Consider the following 20674-nt stretch of genomic DNA (forward strand, 5'->3'; position numbering starts at 1 on the left):
TATACAAATGTTTCCACGAATAATCAACAAAAGTAAAGCATTAGGGACAGAAATATTTACTATAAAACTTATAAATATTTGGCATAATTTCACATACTTTTGAGTACAGAATTAAATTTCGTGATTTTTCATTTACATTTTACTTTTCAGATGTTAATATAAGGAAAAGCTTGCAATCAGCATAGCTGTGCATTTGTTCCTCACATTAAGAAATGGAGGAATGGAATGTTACACATCAAAAAATTCTTGTTATCAATCTTATTATGTTTATCTATTGTAATAATTTCTTTACCCACCCCGGCAAAAACTGCTAGTGCTGCCGATTCCCTATCTTTTATTATTCTCTCCCAATATAATGCTACAGTTGATATCGGTAAGGAATTTTACATCGTTGCTTTAACCTCCAATGGAAAATTGCCTTCCTGGAAAAGCAGTAATACGAAGGTTGCATCCGTGAACACCTATGGCAAGGTTATTGCAAAAAAGTCAGGAACCGCTACGATAACAGCTAAAATCAAGAATGCGGAGGCTTCCTGCAAGATTAAAGTCAATAAAACGGTTATCACCATCAGTCAAACAAGCGCATCCTTAGAACGGGGAGAAACGCTCACCCTCTCCGCCAGTACCTCGAATCATTCGAAGGTTGTATGGAAAAGCAGCCGGAAAAGCGTCGCCACCATTGATGAAAACGGAACCCTTACCGGAATAAAGCCGGGAGAAACCACCATCACTGCCACCGCCGACGGTAGTAGTGTAACCTGCAAGGTCAAGGTAAAATATCCTACGATCAAGCTGGATAAGACAAAGATTAAGCTATTCCGGGGACAGACCGTTAAGGTGAATGCAACCGTATCCTCCTCGGTTACCCCGGTCTGGAAATCAAATAAGAAAAGTGTAGCTTTGGTAGATCAGGACGGCAATATCACAGCGGTTAAGAACGGTACAGCTACTATCACCGCAACGGTAGACGGTATCTCAAAAACCTGCGAGGTAATTGTGGAAAAGCCTACGATTACCTTAAGCGCCCCTGAGCTTCATCTGAAGGTTGGCGATACTTCCACCGTTACGGCATATGTGTCCTCCGGCAACTCTGTAGTTTGGTCTAGCAGTAATTCCAATGTAGCTACAGTAAATTCTTCCGGAACCATATCCGCTCTCCAAAAGGGCAGAGCTTATATTTATGCCACCGAAGATGGTACCAAAGTAAGATGTGTTGTCTATGTAACTGAATAAGAAAACTGTGAGGAACAATGCAGCAGGCTTTTCAAGAAACGAATCCACTAGGTAAAACAACTGGGTTGCCGGGTCTGATTCTCACAAGGAACACACTACTCTATTGTTATAGTCTGACATGATTATAGGTTAAGGCTCATAATTGTCATGATTACACTAGCCATATTCAGAGTACAGTGAACCACCATACCAATGATTATGTTTTTCTTCTTATAAACACAGTAGGTGAACGGAAGTATAGCAAGTATTCTCGTAAAATTCTCCCATGGAGAAAAGAGATGATATACAGAAAAAAGGACTGTGATGATTACCGGAGCCCAATTCCCATAACGGCTGATACGTGGCATTAGAAATCCACGAAAATATAACTCCTCCACAATTGGAGCAAGAATTCCATTTCCCAAAGCATATAATACTAACGCAATTATCACCATTGATTTCGGATAATTCATATAGCTCTCTGCAAAATAGGATAGCTTATAATATTCCGGTACATTCTTAAATATTGTACTAAATAGCAGACCATGTTCTAAGGGTGCAATTACTGTAAAGACGATTGCTGCAAAGACAATGAATGGTATTGCAATAATAATAACTTTACCCGCGGATAGGGATTGATGCTCTACCCACGCACATTGGATACCCGGCTTACCGAATTCCTTCTTGGAATAGTACAGCATGATACCAATCTCACAGGGAACTAATAGAAGCAGAATGATTACCATAAAGCTTAGGAATGGTGGAATTGATTGATGCAGCATCGCCACTAAGGTATACGCTCCTACACATAGAATTGCGGGAGTAAACACCAGGATTAAAAGTGATTTCAAAGAAAGTTGTTTTATATTATTGCTTGTCATATAGACACCTCCAAAATAATTTATCATAGAAAGAATAAACCTTGGGATTGTCCCAATGTCAAGCTCCTTTTTATTCATGACGATAGAAAGTTCGCAAAGCGTACTTTCTATCGTATTATTGGTGCATAGATTTCCAGAAAGGATTTTACCGAATCCTTATCCACGGTAATCAGGATCATGCTGATGATTACAAGACCCAGTGGCTCCAGTTCATGCTCCTTTGCCCATTGAAGTGATTTTTGAAACATATTCTCCAGGATATCACCCTTCTCCACTCCATCCTCCACCACCGTATATAAGCATCTATCATACTTCATGATGGTAGCCGAGTCCCTTGTATTCGAACAAATATCTCTGGTTATCAACATTCGGGTATCTTCCACTCCCCGCTCAGAGAATATTATTCTTCGCTTTAAACTGTTCACGATGGGCTTTCCGTTGAGCTTTTCCTTCCTGCTTCTTATTTCATCATATTCCGTAAAGGCTCTGAAATCCGATATTTCTCCTAATACTTCAAATGCAGGCATGGCCCTGATAGAAAACTGATTTAGATTCTCCCGAACCTGTCGGCAGGCTTCCTTACCTATTCGAAGATTTTCTTGATAATCCTGTAGCTCCTTTATTTTCGCAGAAAGCTCCATCTCCTTTTCCTCTAGAATTGCGGAAATGTCATCCGGGGCGCCACTCTTCCACACTTTCCTGATATCCTTCATGCTCAAATCCATTGAGCGATAATATTCAATGGATAAGATCATGTAAATATCGGCAATCGTGTAGTTTCTATAATTATTATCCTGATTCTGCTCCGGAAATAGAATACCCTTCTCTTCATAATAACGAAGTCGGTCCCTTGAAATTCCCGTAATCTCAGCTACCTGACCTATCGTATAGGTATCAGCCATAGTAATTTTCACTCCGTTCATACTGTATTCAGCGTTTTTATCATTTTACCACTATACCTGGAGGAACACAAATATATAAAGTTAAACATATGTTTTAACAGTAAAAAGCTGTTGTTAATGAAGTATAATACGGAATGGATATCATACTCCTTAACAACATCTTCTGTAATTCTGACTGAAATCGGTTATATTAGGTTTATTCAGATTTACTTAGTTTTAGCTTATTCTTACTTGGTCGTTTTAATCAGATTATTCGATTACTCCGCCTTCTATTACTAAGCTCTCCGGATCTGCAGCATCACCATATACCGGTGCAAGTGTCTCTGCATAGTTTTTATGGAAGAATTGCTCGTCAGCCAATTTAACAATTTCATCATTAATCCAGTTTAGTAATTCTGTGTTACCTTTTTGTACTGCAGGTGCAATCGTATCAAGGTTACCAAGGGATTCAATTCCTACGGTAAAGCCTTCGTTTTCAAGAGCCCACGCAAGTACCTCTGTATTATCGGTTGAGAACGCATCTCCTCTGCCATCCAGTAATGCACCATATGCTTCACTGTATTGATCGAATTTTAAAAGCTTTACATCCGGATAATTCTCGGTAAAGTATGTCTCAGCCGTAGTTCCTTTACTTACTATTAGGGTCTTACCGTTAAGCTGCTCCGGCTCTGTAATTAAAGCATTATCCGGTGATACCACGCCCAATGCAACCTTCATATAAGGCAGTGCAAAGTCTACCTGTTCTGCACGCTCGGGAGTCACAGTAAAGTTAGCAAGGATAATATCCACCTTTGCTGTTACCAGATACTCTACACGACTGGCAGGATCTACTGCCACATATTCAACTTCCACACCAAGATCCTCGGCAAGACGGTTACCGAAGTAAACATCATAGCCTTGATATACACCATTTTCATCAACATAGCCAAAGGGCTTTTTATCCGAGAATACACCAATTACAATCTTACCGCTGGACTTTATTTCCTCCAGAGTTCTCGCTGTTCCTGTGCTTTGAGTATCCTTTGCCACTTCTTCTGTAGCATTATCCGCTTTATCCTTAGTTGTATCTGCCTTCGAACTGCAGCCTGCCAGCGTAGCGGTTGCAATTGCCAGTAATAGTAATAATGTAATAATTTTTTTCATCTTCTTCATAACGTTATCCTCCTCAATTGCGGGTCATTGCCCTCTTCATGCTTATAATTCATTTTATTTTTTGTATGATTATTACTTATTTAACCAATAATAAAATCTCTTATATCATCCCTTAAATCTTTTATTTTCGTTTTGCTCCGTCCCTTTCACCGTCTCAAACTCAAAAATATTTAAGAACTTCTGTGCTCTTTCTGTTGTGGGACAGCTAAAGAACTGAGCGGGGCTGCTTTCTTCTATAATCTCGCCCTGGTCGATAAACACAACTCTATCTGCAACTGCTCTGGCGAACTGCATCTCATGAGTAACGATAACCATTGTACTACCTTCCTTGGCAAGCTCCAGCATAACATCCAGAACCTCTCTTACCATTTCCGGATCTAAGGCTGCAGTTACTTCATCAAACAGCATAATCTCCGGCTGCATACACAGTGCTCTTACAATTGCTACTCTTTGCTTCTGTCCGCCAGATAACTGCCTCGGGTAAGCGTCTCTTTTGTCCTGAAGCCCTACTCTTTTGAGCAGCTCTTCTGCTTCGCGTATTACTTCCTTTTTATCGCGATGCTGTGATTTTACCGGTCCGAGTATGATATTATCCAGAATTGTCATATGCGGAAATAAATCATAGCTCTGAAATACCATTCCTATCTTCTGGCGAACCAGATGCATATTTTTGACCTGATTGCTGATAAGGTCTCCTTTAAGATATATTTCTCCGGACTGAATATGCTCCAGTCCGTTAATACATCGTAGCAGGGTACTCTTTCCACAGCCTGAAGGTCCGACGAGCACCACCACCTCCCCCTGGTGAATATCTAAGGAGATGTCCTTCAATATCGTTGTTCCATCAAATTCTTTCCTGATATTCTTTAATTCCAGTATTTTGTCCATCCTGAAATCACCGCCTCCATTCTTCTAAGCAAATCATCAGCTCTTCCAAGCCTTCTCCAACTTCGTGGAAAGCAGCGATATCGGATAACAGGTAAGAAAGTACAATAAGAAAATGACACCATATATCCATAATGCCGCTGAGGGTACAGATAAACGAGATGCTTCAATTATCTGCTGCCCGACCTTTACCACCTCAACAACTCCAATTAATACAATTAACGAAGTTGTCTTTATCATTCTTGTTACAAGATTGATTGCCAAAGGTACTAATCTCCTTACTGTCTGCGGAATAATAATGTATCGATAAATCTGTAGACTGGTTAGTCCGATTGCTTTTCCACTTTCATACTGATGGATTGGTATGGAGCTTAATGAACCTCTGACCAAATCCCCCATTTCTGCAGTACCCCAGAGAACAAATACAATCACCGCAGCCAGCTGACCGGAGAGATTAATCTGAAACGCTTTCGTCAATCCAAAATACACTAGAAATAATAGTACCAGCTGTGGCATAATCCTGATAAATTCAAGATATATCTTCGTTATAATTTTTGTTACCGGATTTTTCATATTCATTACCATTCCCAGAAGAATACCCAGGATAATGGATATCAAAACTGATATCAGTGAGATTTTAATTGTCACCCATAATCCACCTAATAATCGAAGAAAATTTTTTCCCTGAAATAGAACTTTAATTCCCAAATCCTGCATATCTCAACTTCCTCTCTGCCACCGTGAAAATGATGGATATCGGTAATAAAATAATAAAATAAGAAGTTACTAACATAAACAATGCTTCATCCGTCTTGTAGTACAAACCAATCAGATCCTTGGCAACATACATCAAATCGGCTAATGCAACCGCACTGAATACGGATGTTTCTTTTATAAGGAAAATGACATTTGCTAAAAACGCCGGAACAGAAACCGATATTGCCTGTGGAAGCAATATATATCGAAATACCTGAAGTCTTGTAAGTCCCAGACTCAAGCCTGACTCAGCCTGACTCTCCGGTACTGCCTCCAATCCACTACGAAATGCTTCAGCCATATAACTACCACCAAGAAAAATCAAACCAATAATGGCACAGCTCTCAGAGCTTAACATAATACCCAGTTTCGGAAGCCCAAAGTACAAAAAAAATAGTTGGATTAAGAGAGGGGTATTTCTGGACAGTTCAAGATAGCTTCCAATTATATTACGTAATACTGGTATCCTATAGTGGCGAATTAAGCTACAGATTAATCCAACGATAATGGATGCAATAATTCCAATGATAGCGATCCTTATTGTAAGAAATCCTGCCTCTATGTAAAGTGGAGTATATTTTTCTATAAAACCGATGTCCATGCCGTCACCTCATTCATGTCACTTTTAATTTCATACTATTCATAGTTGATTAATATGAAATGAATAATATACCTTTTTAAACTATATGTCAATATATTTTTATTTTAATTTTTTATGAGTTATGTTAATGATATGTTTCTAGAAAATCAAATACGCCAGACTGATAGCAGCATAATCATTCGCTGTTTTCAATCTGGCATAGTTCTGTATTATGATATTCTATTTAATAACTGTATTGTACTAATTTACAGTTTATACAATCTGATTTTAACTGAAATTTGTTATAGAAAAGACTACTTTTCTGGATTATGGAGCGATTCACTTCTTTTTGAAGCTCATCCACCAGTTCTCCTTCAAATAATGGGCTAGGGGTTAATACAATTTTATCTAAAATCGCATCCGGAACACGTAGGGCTACTCGTTTCAGTCCATTGGTATTATCAAAATCCAGTCTTAATCGAATCTCCTTCTCATAGGCCCAGGCAATATCCTTAATATATCCGGTTAGCTGACGATTATGGGCCGCCCGGCTAAAATTGCTATTCGTTACACTTCCGCAAAAAAGTGTTTCCTTTTCATTTTCCTGAAGGACCCGATCCGAATTACAATAAGCCACTGCAGTCAGAAAAGGTCTTTGTCCTTGGGTATCTACGATACGATCCGTGTTTTTTTTCGTACGGCAATTCACTTCCAGAATTTCAATATCCTGACTCGTAATCCAATCAACAAGGTCTTTTTTCGGAATGGACAGCTTAACCCCTCTCTCCCAGGGTTGTCCATACATACTCCACATTCCTATGCTTTCTTCATCCTCTCCCATAAAGCAGGAGAAGAATATATTATTCCAGGCTGCACTGTCTCCGTTACGATACTCCAGCTGATCATTCATACAGGATGCCTGTGACAAATGCCAGGTTTGATACCGAAAGATGCTGATGACCGTTGATAACGAAGTATAGTGATGCAGGTACTCATTCACCGTTCTTCGTCTTCCTTTTGCTTTCAGATATTCAACTAGATCCTGAATTTCTGTGATTTTTTCAAAGGCTGTTTCCCTTTTACTAACCATGTATCCTTTCTCCCATCCATATTGATGTCTATAATCACTTCAATATCATCGCATACTGCTTAACCTTTGCTCCGGGCACTTCATCCTCAGATGCAACCTGAAAGCCCTGCTTTTTATAAAAAGCCACATTCTTTTCTCCATGGGTTTCCAGATAACATGCCTGCCCATTTCGCTTCGCTAGGCTAATTACCTGTCCTAATAGTCTGGTACCCAACCCCTTACTCTGGACTTCTGGATTCACGCCCAATAATATAACATACTGATGGGAAGAGTTAATTACTTCTTTATGTACTCTCATAGTAATCTCATCAAATACCATGAACCTTTGTCCTACCTCCTTGCCGATTTTCATAACCGGCAATATCCCAGATCGTAGGGAGCGTATTAAACCAAACTTATATTTTTTAAAGTCTATGTATAGAATAATTCCTTCCAGCTTATTCGAGGTGGCATATGCTTCGCCATAGAGTATGGTGTATTTCGTCAGAAAGCGAAGAAATTTCTTAACATTCTCAAGATTATACTTGTCTCCTAAAATGTGAACAAACATGGGGTAGTTATCAAATGCCTTGGCCAGCGTCTCCACACATCCATCCAAATCCTTCTTCTGTAACCGATATAAGCCTCCCATATACTCCCAATCCACCTTTCTATGATCGTTATATCCTCATCGCTGCATATCATCTATCTATTCTATATATCATCTACTCATCTGCATAATCATACTATTATAATATCATACGATTGGCAGCAATTGCAATATTTTGGAAATTTCACTTCCTCTCATTATTCATCTGACAAAATTGCCTTTATCTGATGAATCAGCATATCTATGGCAATTTTGTTCATACCACCTCGTGGTATGATAATATCCGCATACTTCTTGTATGGCTCAACAAATAGTTCATGCATCGGTTTTGCCGTTTTCGTATATTGATCAATGACAGACTCAAGCGTTCTGCCTCTTTCTTTGACATCTCTTATGATTCGCCGGATTAACCGCTCGTCCGCATCCGCGTCTACGAATACCTTAATATCCATCAGGTCTCTCAGTTCCGAGTTCTCATATATCATAAATCCTTCCACAATGATAACCTTTGCCGGATTCACCTTAACTGTCTCTGAAAGTCTTGTATACTCCGTATAAGAGTAAACCGGTCTATCAATTGATATACCTTGTTTAAGCTTTCTAATATCATCAATTAATCGTTGGGTATCGAATGCATTCGGATGATCATAGTTCAGCTTTACTCTCTCCTCCATAGGCAAATCATCATACGGTAGATAATAAAAATCATGACTTAATAATTCCACGCTATCCTTAAACTCTTCCTTTATTCGATTGGCAACCGTAGTTTTTCCAGAAGCTGAGCCCCCAGACACTCCGATTACAATTACATTCTTCATAGTAACCTCCCTGACTTATATTCCATGCTATGATAACTCAATAACACCTAGTATTATCTTTTGCTTATTATACTATAAAGCATAATCCGAGTAAACGATTGATAGAACGCCTAATGAACTTTCTAATGTCATGAAGAAAATGGGATGTTTCATAATGTATCAGCGGAGTTAATTACTTACCATAATGCACTGTCGGAAGAACACATTGCTGATTTTATATGGCTTCAAGCGAACTTTTATGTTCGATTGCGAATCTTTAGATCCGTATGAGATATATAAAATCAGTAACATGTACTTCCGTCTGTGTGTGAGGTAAGTAATTGTCCCCGTGAATGTATTATGAAACATCCCCTTTGTCGTATAAGATAACCATAGCCACATTAGTAATGCAACAGTTTAATGGTTATCCTACTTTATTTACTTATCATAAGATTTATTTTACATCACTTGTTATTTTACTACGATGTTCAATATTCTTCCCGGTACATAGATTACTTTTACAATGTTTTTACCCTCTATCGCTGCTTTGATGGAATCGATGCTCTTTGCTTTTGCTTCCACCTCTTCCTGCTTCTCATCTAGTGATATAGCGAGATTTGCTTTTACCTTACCATTGATCTGTACAGCGATTTCTACTGTATCCTCAATCGTTTTCTCTTCATCAAACACTGGCCAGGTTTGCTGATAGATTCTTCCCTGTTCACCGATTAACTCCCAAAGCTCTTCCGTAATATGTGGAGCAACCGGATTCAAGAGTACCAGTAAGGTCTTGAATTCTCCTCTTGTTACAGATCCAATACGATAGAACTCGTTTACCAAGGACATCATCGCAGCAATCGCTGTATTATACTTCATATTTTCATAATCAAGACTTACCTTTTTAATCGTCTGATGCATCTTCGTCTCCAGCTCAGCGGAATAGCCTGCCTCATCTTTCATCATATCCTTAAGCTTCCATACACGATCCATAAATCGACGGCATCCTTTTACACCTTCCTGGGACCAGGCAGCACTCAGGTCAAATGCACCAATGAACATTTCGTAGGTTCTGAGTGTATCAGCTCCGAATTCATTGATGATATCATCCGGATTAACAACATTCCCCCTGGATTTGGACATCTTCTCATTATTTTCACCTAAGATCATTCCGTGGGAGGTTCTCTTCTTATAGGGTTCCGGTGTACTAACCAGTCCCTGATCATACAGGAACTTATGCCAGAAGCGTGAATAAAGCAAATGCAGTGTTGTATGCTCCATTCCTCCATTATACCAATCCACAGGTAACCAATAATCCAACTCTTCCTTACTAGCAAAGGCTTCCTGATTGTGCGGATCGATATATCTTAAGAAATACCAGGAGGAACCTGCCCATTGAGGCATGGTATCCGTCTCTCTATGCGCTTTACCACCACATTGAGGACAGGTTGTTTCTACCCAGTCCGTCATCTTAGCAAGAGGAGATTCTCCATTGTCAGTCGGCTCATAGCTCTCTACCTCCGGTAACATAAGCGGCAATTCACTCTCAGGAATAGGAACATAGCCACAGGTATCACAATGAACCAACGGAATCGGCTCTCCCCAGTATCTTTGACGGGAGAACACCCAATCTCTCAGCTTATAATTTACCTTCTTGGTTCCAATACCCTTCTTATTCAGCCACTCAAGTATTTTAACCTTCGCTTCTGCTACTTCAAGTCCATTTAAGAAATCAGAATTTACTAATTTACCAGTTGTCGTGTTAGTAAATGCCGCTTCATTCACATTACCGCCGGCTACTACCTCAACTATAGGAAGGTTGAATTTCTTGGCAAATTCCCAGTCTCTTTCGTCATGGGCAGGAACAGCCATAATTGCTCCTGTTCCATAGGTCATAAGAACATAGTCGGAGATCCAGATCGGAATTTCCTTTCCATTCACAGGATTAATTGCGGATAGCCCATCAATACACACACCTGTCTTATCCTTTACTAATTCGGTTCTCTCAAAATCGGACTTTTTCGCTGCCTGCTCACGGTAATTCATCAGCGCATCATAATTTTCGATTTCATCCTTATACTTATCGATTAACGGATGCTCCGGTGATATAACCATATAAGTTGCTCCGAATAAGGTATCCGGTCTGGTGGTAAAAATACGCAGACTTTCTTCTTTTCCTGCAATCTTGAAGTCCACCTCTGCACCAACGGAACGACCAATCCAGTTCACTTGGGATACCTTTATCTTATCAACATAGTCAACCATATCAAGGTCATCAATGAGTTTATCAGCATATTCCGTAATTTTTAGCATCCACTGGCTCTTTACCTTACGTACAACCTCACTACCACAACGTTCACATACGCCACCAACTACCTCTTCATTGGCAAGACCTACTTTACAGGAGGTACACCAATTAATCGGCATTTCGGTTTTATATGCTAACCCTTTTTTAAACAGCTGTAGGAATATCCACTGGGTCCATTTGAAATAGTTAGGATCTGTGGTATTAACCTCTCTATCCCAATCAAAGGAATAACCAAGGGCTTTCAACTGCTTCGTAAAATTCTCAATATTTCTCTTCGTTACGATCTTCGGATGAATGTGATTTTTAATTGCATAATTCTCTGTAGGAAGTCCAAATGCATCCCATCCCATGGGATACAGCACATTATATCCTTCTAATCTTCTCTTTCTTGCAATAATATCAAGGGCTGTATAAGGTCTCGGATGTCCTACATGTAATCCCTGTCCTGACGGATAGGGAAACTCTACTAACGCATAATACTTTGGCTTTGATTTGTCCGTTCCTACCTTAAATGCCTCTTCCTTTTCCCATATTTTCTGCCACTTCTTCTCAATGTCACTTGGTGAATAATACTCACTCATGTTATTTCCTCCTTATATTGTTTACCCTAATTCCTATTAGTACTAGAATCAAAAAACCCCTTCATCCCATACATCTAGAGACGAAGAGGTTCAATATGCTTGAACTGCAATCCGCGGTACCACTCTAGTCCATTCATTCGCTATCGCAAATCAATGTACTCCTTACATCGATAACGGGAATACCCGCTCTGCCTACTAACATTTCAGTCAGAGAGCTCCAAGGCGAGTTCAAGGTTCTTATCTGTCACTTTCCACCAACCAGCGACTCTCTATAAGACAGACTTCCTTTACTACTCCTTTTCCTAGCCATAATTACATATAAATTTACTGTATAATTATTTTTATTCTATCATCTTTGTATTTTCTGTCAAGCATAATTTGTTATATAAGCTTTATTTTAAGAAATCCTGAAGATATTCTGACAGCTCCGTTGCGGCTTTCAGATGCGATAAATGCCCCGGATGACTTCTTGATCCCATGGTAGCTTCCGTGGTATTCGGAAGCTGGTACACACTTACTTTTTTATCTCCCGTTTCTCTATAATAAGCCTCCACAGCACGATATATGTATGGCATCATCGTAATCCCGATCATTCCATATGCCCATACTATTTGCGCTTTTTTATTGTACTTTCTAAGCTTCGTAAGGAATCTTACGATTGCTCTTTCAAATGCTTTTATGTCCTCTTCATGAAAAGATCCATCCTCGTTACGACGTTGTTTGTGGGTCTCACCAGTTACTTCGTCCTTCCACTGGGGCTGATCAAAAGCTGATGCATCGTTTGTTCCGAGATTCACCACTATCACATCTGGCTGCCAGGAGGCAAAATTATTCTCCTGCAGAGCTCCCAGTGCTTCGTTTCTTTTCCCCTGTAGTATCCCACATACTTTTTCATAATCATCCTGCATATTACAATGGGGATTATTATCCCAGCTTGTAAATACTCCCCATCCACTCTGGGATAGAACACGATATTCTGCATTCAAAGCGTTCGCAACTAACTCTGTGTAATTTCCCGTAGCGCTAAACCACATGGGAATCCAGTCTTCTTCTCCCTTGGCTCCTACAATCCCTTCGCCTGAAGTAATACTGTCACCAATAAATTCTATTTTGTAGGGTTTCTCTTCGATTGGAAGGAATTGTCCATCAAACTTAACAGAATGAATGTGCAGGAAGCATCCCTGATCGCCACTCATAGCCTGAACTTCCTTAACAATACGAACATTCTTTACTTGATCCGGATTCATACCACGGAAAACACAAATCCAATGTCTTCCTTCCGTTATCATGAGCCGGCTGACAGGAGCGGAATTAATTACAATACCTATCCATGGCTCATATACATCATATCCTGCTTCTACCTCAACCCAGAGTTCAGAACCTTTGGCATTTAGCTCTACAGCACTTCCCGTCCAAAATAACGTTAGTGGAGAAAGCTGTCCGGTAGTCCTTCCATGAACCTTGATATATTCGATTTCATTTAATGCATATGTCTGTAACTGCTTTTCTTCATTCATTCTTGATGCCTCCTATGTGACCCTAATATTATTACTTCTTATGCCAATTATTGTATGAAAGTAGTTTATTCTCATGGTATGTAACCAGTTCATCATACATAACAGCTATTATAATACAATTATCCAGTAATTTCTAGTTCAAGGTGTAATAATCGGACTTTTACAATTTCTTATACCATAAAAAAGGATTTGGATACCACATCGATATTGATTGTGATATTCAAATCCTCAGTTATGCGTTCGTTCTTATTTGAACTGATGATTTCCGATTTGACAGGTATACCCCTTCAATCTTCCACTAAAATATAGATATTTACTAAAATCAACTTCTTTTCCATTGATTTTTAATACCTTCTTGCCACTTAGGGCGGCTTTTGCAGCTTTGATACATTCTTTTTCCGATGATGAAGTAAAATTACCTTTATCGTATTGAGCTAATGCCCGGTCTAAAGCACCGCTACGAACCGGACTAAATTGGTATTTCTGATAGATGACACCCTTTACGGTATCAGGGAAGGCTCCTGATCTAACTCTATTCATAACAACAATACCAACTGCTAATTTTCCGTTATAGCTTTCACCCTGTGCTTCACAATAAATCAACGCGGATAATAATCTTAAATCTGCTTTTGTATAGTTATCGGAGGATTTTTCCTCTTTTTCTTTATCTTTCTTATCTTCTTTATCTTCCTCAGTTACCTCTTCTGTTTCTTCCTTTGTATCTTCTATGGTATTCTCTGATAAAGCTTTTTTATCTTCTGTATCTGTCTGATCCGCTAATATTACTTCTTCTGATTGCTCTGTTGTAGCTGCTGCTTCAACGTTATTTGTATCCTTCTGTTCATCACCGGTTGTGCTTTCCTGTGTAGTTACTGTGTCGCCTTCAGCTGCAAATGCGTTGATGTTTGGAATGATTAAAGCAAAAATACTTAATATGATACATAATACTAACTTTCTGAATTTCATAGTGGTCTCCTTAAGTTACTTGATTAAGATAAATCATCTATTCATTCTATTATAGCTATTATGAATTTAAGACAAATTATTTAAATCAATTAATACTTCGTTAACAACATTGTAATAATTATACCACATATTTGAAATAATGCAAGTTTTTTTCGCTTTAACCAAACTCATCGCGTCTAATATGAATAAAAAGTATCAATTTAACCAATAATAAAATGTTTAAATATTGTTATGATAACTCAACCTTTTCCGGTTCATTTATCGTTTCGGCCATTTGTTCTACATCGTCCTCAGAGATCTTAAATTGATCGACAAGGGCTTTGATTTCAATCACTAAATCATCCACTTCCTCACCAATCTGATTGATCTGTGTCATAGCGGCTAGTACCTCCTGTGTTGTAGCAGATGTCTGCTGGGTACTTGCTGCATATTCTTCTGAAATGGAGGATACATTCATACCGATATTCATTACATTATTTCTACTCTTCTCCATATCCTTTGATACTTCGTTTAGACTTACTATCTGTTTATTAATATTATTCAGTGCCTCCATAATGGCAAGATACTTTTCCTTGGTATCAGCTACTCCAGAAGTCTGGAGCTTTACTGCCTCCTGAACCTCTTTACTTTGACTGCTGGCACTATATATATTCTCTTTTAAGGTAATGAGAACATTATCGATAATTTTTGCAGAGGCTTCGGTCTCTTCCGAAAGCTTCTTAATCTCTTCTGCAACAACTGCAAATCCTCTACCAGCCTCTCCAGCTCTTGCGGCCTCAATTGACGCATTAAGCGATAATAACTTTGTTGTTCCCGCCAAAGAGCTAATCATTTCAATTGCTTTTCCAATCTGACCTGCATTTTCATGGGTTATATTTATGATTTCAAAGATAGAATGAAAGGCATCTTCATTTTTAACTGTGATATTTTCCAATGCATTAACACTGCTAAGTCCTTCCTCACTAGCCTTTTGAATAACATTACTTGCTATGGTCAGTTCATTAGCACTGGCAGTATTCTTCTGGACCACTTCACCCAAGAGGGTAATTTCATTCACTAATTGCTCCGAATCCTCTGCCTGATGCCCAGCACCATCTGCAATTTCCTGGACTGTCATCGCAATCTCATTCATCGATTTGCTAACATCCTCAGAATTTAGTTTCATATTACTGGAGGCATCGGACAATAAGTTTGCTGTTTTGGTAACCTGTTGTATTACACTCTTAAGTGAGCTGATAACCGCGCTTACCGAATAGGATAGTACGCCTAACTCATCCTTTGACTGAATTATATGTGGTGTAAAGGTTAGATCCTTTTTCGCTATATTCTCCATATCCATGGTAACATGCTTAATGCTTCTCCTTAAATATCGAGTAATATAGAGAGATAACAAAATAATCACCAAAGAAATCGCCAATGTAATAATAATTGACTGAACCAGATTTATCGTGGTACTCTTTTGTATCTCGCCTGTTACATAAATACTATACTCATCCAGAATATCGGACATATAGTTCAGATTTTCTATAGCATATTTGAACAAGCTTTCTTTTTCTAAAGGATCTCCCTTTCCAGTTGCAGGATCATATGCTTCTTTCCAGTCCATAAAGGAAGACTGAAAGGAATCATTTAGTTCATAAATTGTATATTTGGGTCCTGAAAAGCGAAAAGTATCAAATTCAGGATATGCCCTCAATGCCTCAATCGTCTTATTAACAAGTTCAATAGACTTATCAGCTTTGTACTCATACTCCTTGATCAAACTCTGTATTTGCTCCTGGGACAATTCATCCCCACCATAAACAATCGCTTTTTCTGCTATCACTGCTTGATATAAAGCCCTCTCTGCATTAACAAGACTCCTTGTATTCAGGTAAACCTGATTATAATAAGTTTCTTCTGATAGCTTGCTGACATGTTTCGTCTGCGTTCCTAATTGATAAAGATTTAAAGCTGTAATAATAAATGCAGGTGCTACAATAATCAGTAGCTTTGTCGATACCTTCCTGTTCTTAATAATCGATATTAAGCTCCATCTACGTCTTTTCTTAAGCAGCTTCATAATCCTTCTATTCAGAGTATACTAATCTAGCGGTATACCTGAATATCCTCCTTCTAAGTTATGTATATTAATCCTTTTATTATCTTTCGTAATACCCAGCTTTTTTCAGTTTTATGTTCGCCATAAAGCAGGTAACTAAGTGCTGTTTATCGGACTCTATAATCTTAATTTACAGAGCAACAACCGTCAATTCATTTTTTTATGGGATTCTATCATTTTATTTCGAAATAACATCATTGACTTACCAGTTCATCCAAAGTGCCAAAGGTGTATCCCATCTCCTCCCATTTTGTGAGTAATTCATCCATAATTTCTGCATTGGTCTTTGATGTACTGTGTAGGAGAACAATGGCTCCCGGATGAATTCTTCCAAGCAGCTTATCATATGCCATTTCCTTTGTGGGTTGTTTATCATTATGCCAGTCAACATAAGCAAGGCTCCAAAAGAAGGTCTTGTATCCCAGCTCCTTTGCCATTTTTAAATTGCTTATACTGTATTTTCCCTGGGGTGGGCGATAGTATCGTGTCATTTTCTGACCCGTAACCTCTTCATATGCCGCTTCCAATCCCTCCAGCTCCTTTCGGAATGCATCCATGGAAGCGATACTTGACATATTAGGGTGTGAATAGGTGTGATTTGCCACACAATGGCCTTCCTCTACCATTCTTTTTACAATATCCGGACTGGAGGTAATATAATTACCCACAAGAAAAAAGGTTGCATGGACATTGTGCTTTTTCAAAGCATCTAATATGGTACAGGTATAGCCATTCTCATAACCTGCGTCAAATGTAAGATAAATCACCTTTTCTTTGCCATCACCAATAAAGTATGCATCATACTTCTTCAGCTCCGCTGCCGTGGCATTCCCAGTGGGTGCCTGCCCCTCTACAGGAAAGCCCAATCCCCAGTTTTCCTGATTAGAATGTCTTACTTCGTCTTTGTCAAAGGTATTTGCCAGTATAGCAGCCCCACCTCCGAATAAATAGGAGAAAATACATGCCAATGCAACGAAAATGATACTCTTATATTTGATTTTCCTCATAAAAAAACTCCGTCAAATAATTATTAATAAAATATATTTGACGGAGTATATTGACATACCTGTTTCTATGTCCTTTTTCTTATATTTATTTAAGCTTAAATTATTAGCACTTGCGTCAATACATTGTGCCATCTAATAACCCAGGCCATCTCGAAAGGCTCTGACGAAAAGCCGTGCCAGGCTGGGATCAAATTGTGTTCCGGCACCAGCTTCAATCTCATTGATTGCCTCTTCGTGGGATATTGCTTTTTTATACGGTCTTCCCTGCGTCATTACTACATAAGCATCTAGTATAGCAAATATTCTTGATAATTTCGGTATTTCCAAAGCACGCTTTCCATCCGGATATCCTGTTCCATCCCAACGCTCATGATGGCTTAATATCTCATCCTCAATCAGCTTAAGCCCAGGGAAGGAATGTGCTATTCTTGAGCCCGTGGAGGAATGCTTCTTCATAATATCCCATTCTGCCAGTGAGAGCTTATCCTCTTTCATAATTATATTACGGCTAACACCGATTTTACCAATATCATGGAATTCACAGAGACATTTTAAATTATTTTTTTCAAAATCGGATAAACCAATAATGATACCAAACTTAAAGGCCAGATTCGTCAGAGCTTCTATATGGGTATCTCCCTCATCACACCTGGAATTAAGGAATTTCTTAAGAGATTCAATAAAATTAAAGTTAAACTGCTCCCGTTCAATCTGTTTGTTATAGTACATCATATCCTCTGCTTTTTTTAAGACAGAAGTTATATCATCCTGTTCAGAATTCTTGGTTTCATAACCCAGGGTGATACTGATTGGCACAGCATATACTGAAGCCTTTTCACAAGCTTGCCCGATTTTATTACATATTGCTCCTGTTGCCTCATAGCTGGTATGAGGTAATATGATAATAAATTCATCCCCGCCCCATCGGGCAATCACTGCATTATCATCACATACGGATTGTAGAGTTTCTGCTATCCCCACTAATATTTTATCACCTACCAAATGACCGAATACATCATTGGTAATCTTAAGCCCATTGACATCTCCGATAATGATAGAAAGCGGTAAGTGATGCTCCAGTTCTCCCATGATTTCTTCCAAATAGGCACGATTATAAAGCTTGGTAAGTTTATCCCTTCTTGCAGTATATTGGACCCTCTTAAACAAATCAATATTTTCTACAGCAACAGCGAACTGATTACACAGCGAAAGTAATACATCATTCGTCCATTCCGGAAACGGAACGCACGAATAGATATTATCAAATAATGCGATTCCAACCTTTCTGGTATTCGTAGCCAGAGGAAACCAATATCCGGATAGCCCGGACAACGGCTTCGGCTTTCCATCCAATTCTGGAAGCTCCGGTATGTCTGTTATTTCATGTACCCGATCTCTGTAATCAATACATTTTCCGAATGCCACCTTATCATTTTCATCAAACATAAAAAGGGTAACACGGTCAAACTGCATGTATTTGACGACTAATCTGGCGAAATTCTCTACTAGCTTATCCACATCGGTTATGACATGAAGGTATTTTGTTACCTCTATGATCATATCGATGGACTGCTTTTGCTGAAGACCAGCACGTGTTAATATGCGATTACGGATACCAACTGTAAGGGTATCACATAGCTGACTGATACTTTGCTTGAAGTCTTCTTCCAGCTCTTTGATACTATGTAATTCCATCAATCCGATAACCTGATCCTTATAGTAAAGTGGAAATATGGTATATACAAATACTTCATCCTCTAATTTTGCAATCTCCGTTATGATATCCCTTGTTTTGTATTGCTCCACGGGAATTAAATCATAACCCTGAATGGTACTGAATTTATCACATATTACCTCTTGTTGAAAGGACTCTCCTTTTTCATCAATAACGTATAGATATAATAAATCAATTCCATAATATTGACATAATTCGGTATATAAATAGTTGCCAACATGTTCATAAACCAAGAAATTATCTTCGTCAGTTGATAACATATAGGCGGCCTTAATTCCAACCAATAACAAATCACTTTTTATAGAATTATCCATAATGCCCCCACATTCTGCGAACCTGCAAAAAATTAAATCTCCCAAGTTATATCGAGTATTTCCTTGATTTTCTTTAATGTATTACTAATTATTCCATTAATTTCCTCGCATGCCTCGGATTCAGTCTGTTGGTTAATTGATAAAAACGAACGATAAATACCCTCAGCTAGTACTACTTCAATCCCTCTCCACAGTGGATGCACTGGATATGAAATGGAATTCTTCATCTCATTGTATAGCATTTGAAGTGTAGGATCATCCCCATGTTTTTTCCAAAATGGAATATCCAGAGCAGGAATATCACCACTTAACATTGCATTCATTTCCACTGTATCATCTTCGGTAAGATATTTGATGATATCCCATGCCTGCTCTTTGTTTTTTGATTCAGCGGACACAGCAAGCATACTTCCACCCAAATAATTTTTACCTTCCTGGCTCTGACTCGGCAACGGCAAGAGAGCTAAGGAATGATCTCTTTCAATTCCTTTGATTCTTTCATTCATAATATCCGAAACAATGCGATTACTGTAATCCAGATAAAATGTTACCTGCCTCGTCTTGTAGAATTTATCATATAAATTATTATAATTCAAATACATTTCCTTTTTGATATTGCCTGATATGCAAAGCAAAGAATTCATATATTGGAAGGTCTCATATAAACCTTCGGTAACTATTGTGCTATCCGTATTATTTATATCAGGAAATTTCCAGCCTTTTTTAAATAAAAAAGCAAAAAAGCTATGCATCATGTTCACATCCGCTTTTAATAAAAACAGGAAGGGCATATGGTCATAATCGCCATGCGTTTTAAAATTCCGATCAATCCTTTGACATGCATTATATAATCCGGCAAAATCCTTTAAATCTTCTCTGGTTATATGATTCTGATCTAAGATATTCTGTTGTGCGCACATAACTAATGGGCTCATATTATAGGGTACCGCATATTGAACCCCTTTATATTGGGTGCACTCCTCGATCCATGGTGCAATTGCTGGCGGAAAACCAATATTCTGTGGTATTGGTTCTAAATAACCAAGATGCGCAAATGTAGCGACCCAGGTTGTCCCTAATGCAAAGAGATCCGGCTGATTCCCCTCCCGAAAGGCCTTTACAAGACTATCATATAGTCTGACCCAGGATACGATTTTCAGATCTATTTTCATCTTACTTCTGATTTCTAGCTTTTTCATTATATTATGATAGGTTAAAACATCACTTCTATTCGTAGTGATCAGCCATACAACCATTGGTTTTGTCATGATATATCCCCCTTATCACACAATACCGGGTCTGTT

17 protein-coding genes and 1 other annotated feature are annotated in these 20674 nt (G+C 38.6%); of the genes, 1 reads left to right on the plus strand and 16 read right to left on the minus strand.

Going from position 1 to position 20674, the window contains the following annotated elements; translation table 11 throughout:
• The first annotated feature begins 225 nt into the window (after positions 1-225).
• The gene (locus H0486_RS16350; RefSeq protein ID WP_228354016.1) at positions 226-1233 is read left to right on the plus strand and encodes an Ig-like domain-containing protein; all 1008 of its coding nucleotides are present in this window, start codon (positions 226-228) and stop codon (positions 1231-1233) included.
• A 122-nt stretch (positions 1234-1355) separates the two neighbouring features.
• Here H0486_RS16350 and H0486_RS16355 read toward each other — a convergent pair whose 3' ends face one another.
• The 16 genes from H0486_RS16355 to H0486_RS16430 all read right to left on the minus strand — a co-directional run bounded on the left by H0486_RS16355 (position 1356) and on the right by H0486_RS16430 (position 20638).
• On the minus strand, positions 1356-2093 hold the full coding sequence (locus H0486_RS16355) for a CPBP family intramembrane glutamic endopeptidase (protein ID WP_228354017.1): 738 nt from the start codon (positions 2091-2093) through the stop codon (positions 1356-1358).
• Between the two features lie 107 nt (positions 2094-2200).
• Entirely contained in the window at positions 2201-3016 is an 816-nt protein-coding gene (locus tag H0486_RS16360) for a MerR family transcriptional regulator (protein ID WP_228354018.1), read from the minus strand.
• A 228-nt stretch (positions 3017-3244) separates the two neighbouring features.
• Positions 3245-4147, minus strand: coding sequence for a cysteine ABC transporter substrate-binding protein (locus H0486_RS16365; RefSeq protein WP_228354019.1), 903 nt, complete (start codon positions 4145-4147; stop codon positions 3245-3247).
• 105 nt (positions 4148-4252) lie between these two features.
• Positions 4253-5035 carry an amino acid ABC transporter ATP-binding protein gene (locus tag H0486_RS16370; protein ID WP_267024112.1) on the minus strand — a complete coding sequence of 261 codons (783 nt, stop codon included), beginning with the start codon at positions 5033-5035 and terminating at the stop codon, positions 4253-4255.
• Between the two features lie 36 nt (positions 5036-5071).
• A complete protein-coding gene (locus tag H0486_RS16375; protein ID WP_228354020.1) occupies positions 5072-5749 on the minus strand; it encodes an amino acid ABC transporter permease in 678 nt (225 codons plus the stop codon).
• The gene (locus H0486_RS16380) at positions 5730-6389 is read right to left on the minus strand and encodes an amino acid ABC transporter permease (RefSeq protein ID WP_228354021.1); all 660 of its coding nucleotides are present in this window, start codon (positions 6387-6389) and stop codon (positions 5730-5732) included. The genes H0486_RS16375 and H0486_RS16380 overlap by 20 nt, the downstream gene beginning before the upstream one ends.
• A gap of 223 nt (positions 6390-6612) precedes the next feature.
• Positions 6613-7458: a DUF2971 domain-containing protein gene (locus H0486_RS16385; RefSeq protein WP_228354022.1), complete on the minus strand. Its 846-nt coding sequence runs from the start codon at positions 7456-7458 to the stop codon at positions 6613-6615.
• Positions 7459-7492: 34 nt separating this feature from the next.
• Positions 7493-8089 (minus strand): GNAT family N-acetyltransferase, encoded by a 597-nt coding sequence (locus H0486_RS16390; RefSeq protein ID WP_228354023.1) that lies wholly within the window; start codon positions 8087-8089, stop codon positions 7493-7495.
• A gap of 155 nt (positions 8090-8244) precedes the next feature.
• The gene (udk, locus tag H0486_RS16395) at positions 8245-8865 is read right to left on the minus strand and encodes a uridine kinase (protein ID WP_228354024.1); all 621 of its coding nucleotides are present in this window, start codon (positions 8863-8865) and stop codon (positions 8245-8247) included.
• A gap of 450 nt (positions 8866-9315) precedes the next feature.
• Entirely contained in the window at positions 9316-11730 is a 2415-nt protein-coding gene (gene leuS / locus H0486_RS16400; protein WP_228354025.1) for a leucine--tRNA ligase, read from the minus strand.
• A 73-nt stretch (positions 11731-11803) separates the two neighbouring features.
• Positions 11804-12043: a binding site (T-box leader), on the minus strand.
• Positions 12044-12122: 79 nt separating this feature from the next.
• The gene (locus H0486_RS16405; RefSeq protein WP_228354026.1) at positions 12123-13247 is read right to left on the minus strand and encodes an SGNH/GDSL hydrolase family protein; all 1125 of its coding nucleotides are present in this window, start codon (positions 13245-13247) and stop codon (positions 12123-12125) included.
• A gap of 246 nt (positions 13248-13493) precedes the next feature.
• A complete protein-coding gene (locus H0486_RS16410) occupies positions 13494-14213 on the minus strand; it encodes a cell wall hydrolase (protein ID WP_228354027.1) in 720 nt (239 codons plus the stop codon).
• A gap of 229 nt (positions 14214-14442) precedes the next feature.
• Complete coding sequence (locus H0486_RS16415) at positions 14443-16275, minus strand: methyl-accepting chemotaxis protein (RefSeq protein WP_228354028.1); 1833 nt, start codon at positions 16273-16275, stop codon at positions 14443-14445.
• Between the two features lie 233 nt (positions 16276-16508).
• Complete coding sequence (gene pdaA / locus H0486_RS16420; protein ID WP_228354029.1) at positions 16509-17321, minus strand: delta-lactam-biosynthetic de-N-acetylase; 813 nt, start codon at positions 17319-17321, stop codon at positions 16509-16511.
• A gap of 132 nt (positions 17322-17453) precedes the next feature.
• Entirely contained in the window at positions 17454-19370 is a 1917-nt protein-coding gene (locus H0486_RS16425) for a sensor domain-containing diguanylate cyclase/phosphohydrolase (RefSeq protein WP_228354030.1), read from the minus strand.
• Positions 19371-19402: 32 nt separating this feature from the next.
• On the minus strand, positions 19403-20638 hold the full coding sequence (locus H0486_RS16430) for an extracellular solute-binding protein (RefSeq protein ID WP_228354031.1): 1236 nt from the start codon (positions 20636-20638) through the stop codon (positions 19403-19405).
• Positions 20639-20674: the final 36 nt, after the last annotated feature.

The sequence above is a fragment of the Variimorphobacter saccharofermentans genome (genome assembly GCF_014174405.1).
In the GTDB taxonomy this organism is placed as follows: domain Bacteria; phylum Bacillota; class Clostridia; order Lachnospirales; family Lachnospiraceae; genus Mobilitalea; species Mobilitalea saccharofermentans.